The 3,314-nt window shown below is 56.7% G+C and carries 3 protein-coding genes; 1 reads left to right on the forward strand and 2 read right to left on the reverse strand.

All coding sequences use genetic code 11. The annotated features are described in order from the left end of the window. Window positions 1-312: 312 nt before the first annotated feature. A complete protein-coding gene (locus M3461_08705; protein MDQ3774422.1) occupies window positions 313-882 on the reverse strand; it encodes a polysaccharide export protein in 570 nt (189 codons plus the stop codon). Window positions 883-1,305: 423 nt separating this feature from the next. After that, window positions 1,306-2,643, reverse strand: a complete 1,338-nt coding sequence (locus M3461_08710) for an outer membrane beta-barrel protein (protein ID MDQ3774423.1) — start codon at window positions 2,641-2,643, stop codon at window positions 1,306-1,308. A gap of 333 nt (window positions 2,644-2,976) precedes the next feature. On the opposite strand from M3461_08710, the gene M3461_08715 reads away from it, so the two are divergent. Continuing rightward, on the forward strand, window positions 2,977-3,314 hold a 338-nt coding region (locus tag M3461_08715; protein MDQ3774424.1), incomplete at its 3' end, for a hypothetical protein.

Raw genomic sequence — 3,314 nt, forward strand, 5'->3', positions numbered from 1 at the left:
CTCGCCCACAAGCTCCACAGGCTCACCAACAAAATTACAGAAAGAATGATGCACTAACCCAATCCACACTCCGAGTGTTCAACTAACGCTGGAACTTGGGTGTTCAATTAACGCTGGTACTTCACCCATAAGCCATGATTGTTGGCTATGCCGCTCATCGCCGTCCTCGGCCGTACTCAGTGCGCCTACGAATCAGGCCGAGGACTTTTTCAGCGGTTCTTAACTCGTGTGCCCTGTTCGCACGGCGTCCACCCCTTGTCAATCTTCAACGCCCGCCGACGACAGTCCCGCTTTTCGGCCGAGACGGTAGAATCAGAAGTAGCGTTCGCTTACCAGAATCACGTCGCCTGGCTGGACGACCGTGGTGTTTTCTCCGCGCGCCTCAACGGTTTTTCCCTCAACTGTACGTGTAATTGTGTAGTAATCAGTTTCGGCGCGATAGGTGAAACCGCCAGCTATCGCCACGGCGGTGAGCACTGTCATTCCTTCTACGTATGGAAACTGCCCCGGCTGGCGAACCTCCCCCAGGATGAAGAATGGTCGGAACTGCGCCACCTGCACCGAGATGCTAGGGTCGACGAGCAGATTGCCCGATTCTAGCCCCTGCGCGATCTCTTTCTCGAGATCCGTCACGGTGCGGCCACGCGCCTGCACCTGATTGATGAGCGGCATCGAGATGAAGCCGCTGCCATCGACAGTGTACTCGCCGGACATATCCTCTTGGCCGAACACCACGACGCGCAGCCGATCGCCGCTATCCAGACGATACGGCCCCGCCTCGGGAAGCGGCACCGCCGCGCGCATGGGCGAACACGATCCACAGGTAGCAACGATCAGAGCGACGCGCACAATAAGGATCATGGACGTGATGAATTTTTGCATTGGTCACTTAGTCTCCTCGATGAGTCGCGCTTGGCGGCCCTCTAATGCCTTTGAACCACACTCACGGTAAATGCAACAACGAAGACACGGCGCATATGGACTCTTGCGGAACTGCAACTGCTTAACAGATTATCCTACTTTGCCCTTCCATTGTTCCTGCTTCTTTCGTATTTCGTATGTCGCTGGGATGCAGGTCTCAAACTGATCGCTGACGGCGATGGCTCGATAGGGGTGCGACGTTGTCACAGATCTACACCCGTTTTCGTATGCCTACTAGCACCTATAGGTAACCACTGTACTTGCTCGCGAAGTCTTTCTCTATGCCTAGTTTCGAGGGGGCTATGTCAGATCAGCACGTGGCGCGATCTCGGCTCCTGAGAAGAACGGTAACAGAGCTCAGCGCATTTCAAGGCGTCCTTTCCGCTAGATCCGGAAGAGCGCACCAAGGAAGATCGTGTTACTCGTGAAATCCGCTCCCTCAGCATTGGAGCCGAGGCTAAGATAATAGTAATTCAGATCCAGCTGGATGTATCGATTCATCAGGTAATTCGCACCGAATCCGGCTCGGACGTAGGTGTCAGAACGGTCTATGTCCTGAAAATCCTGGTCGCTGACCGAAACCGCTGCTTGAAGCAACAGGTTGCGCAACAGCTCATGATCGACCGTCACTTGGCCCGCTGTCTCAAAAATCGCGGCCGACCCGCCCACAACAGTCTCTATGACTTCTCCTCGAGTGATCGAAGCGGAAACCGTTGTCAGGCCTGTCGGGTTCCAAGTGAGTGACGCGCGACCGGCGACATCCCCGATGGTGTCAAAACTGGGATCGTCGTAGTCCTGCGATCGATAACCGATTGCCACGTCGCCCAACAGAACCGCCGTCACATCAAAATCGGTTCCGACTTCTATCAAGTACCCTTCCGAGTCTCGATCGAACTGGTTTAAGGCGCCGGCGCAGCATAGGTTATCGTATCGCCGATAATCTACTTCTCCTCTGGCAAATGCCGTGTATCCCGGCATAAACTCATAGCCCATCTTGAGGTTACCGGCGTATATCGCGCGGTCGCGAACATCGTTAATTATAATTGTACCATCTTCTCTGCTTACATTATCATAACCAAGCCGGTCCACCTCTCCACCCGATTCCAGTAGAAAACGGCCGAGCCATTGCTGATAGGTCAGAAATACCGAGCCGACATCGAAAATCGTGGGTTCAACGGCCGGCGAGCCGCCTCGTCTTCGGACATCATCCGGCGAGCCACGCCCCTCGTGCAATCGGTCATAGCTAACGCCGGCCCGAAGGTTAGCCCTTTGTGTAATATCCAGCCGGCCCCTGGTGCCAACAGAGAAATCCTCAAAATCCTCTCCCGTCTGATCGGCGTAACGCGCGATTGCGGCCTGGGCGTACAGGTCAAATGCGTGCTTAGTCCAATCGGACGTCACGTCGACACGCGGGGTTACCAAAGTGATGAAATCATCTTCTTCGTCGCTGTCGGTAGCAAAGATATTATCGTTGTAAAATTCCTGCAACCCCAAGCGCGGATAAATGAAAAGACCGCCAGCGCGCACACCTAGCCGGTCGAGTTCCGGGCGCGGTCGGTTCGTGACCGTCTCGCCGCGCTCGGGTCGAGGACGAAAGGCCGCCTGTTGGTCCCGCGCGAGCTGTTGCGTTGCCGTTTGTGCCAGTGACAGTTTGTAATACCCTACTAAAACGAGGGTGATGATAACCAAAGAGAAGTTGCTTGCGCGCTGTTTGTCCGACATGTCTTCAGAGCCTGGAAAAGGATTAGGATGTTTGCGCCCGCCTATACTATCAGCGCCCATAGCCCCGCAGCGCCCATAGCCCCGTCGCTCCTTAGTGCCATTGGTGAACCGCCGGTTATTCCCCATTAGGATCCTCCCGCACCCGACGACAACGCTCAGCCGCGCGCGGAGCCAGCTCAGGCGTCGACGCGATTAAACGAACGTGTAGTGGGCTAAATAGAAGCATAGAAAAGTCAACGAGGTTTGTCAAGAAGGATGGTGGTTTACCCTGGTGACGAAGTGGCTAGGTGGTGTGCCCAGGAAAGATGGACGCGCTCCACTCCGGCGGTCCTGATGGGCGGCGGGGTGGAGCGGGGACCTTGGGAGTTTGCCCACGAGCTGGTGCGATGCGGGCATCGAGCGCTCGTCATCGCGGCGCCGGGCCGCTTGGCGCAGGCAATCGTCGAGGCCGGCGCAGAACATATTCCCTGGGCGGTGGCGGAGAAGTCCGCGCGCGTTCTGCGCTACCTCGCCCCCCTCCGGCGCTGGGGCGAGGCCCGTTTCGCGGCCCTTTCTCTGGAGCTCAAACCGGTCTTTCCCACCATCTTCCTGCTGGGCGGCGAAGCGGAGCGCGATGTCGCGACCGCCATCGCGACACATCATCCCGATGAAGGGTGCCTGGCAGTCATCGG

The organism is Pseudomonadota bacterium, assembly GCA_030860485.1.
In the GTDB taxonomy this organism is placed as follows: domain Bacteria; phylum Pseudomonadota; class Gammaproteobacteria; order JACCXJ01; family JACCXJ01; genus JACCXJ01.

What these genes read in the sequence shown, in the direction of transcription:
- M3461_08705 (MDQ3774422.1), bottom strand. Translation starts at nt 882, where the DNA reads ATGCAAAAATTCATCACGTCCATGATCCTTATTGTGCGCGTCGCTCTG.
- M3461_08710 (MDQ3774423.1), bottom strand. Translation starts at nt 2,643, where the DNA reads ATGTCGGACAAACAGCGCGCAAGCAACTTCTCTTTGGTTATCATCACC.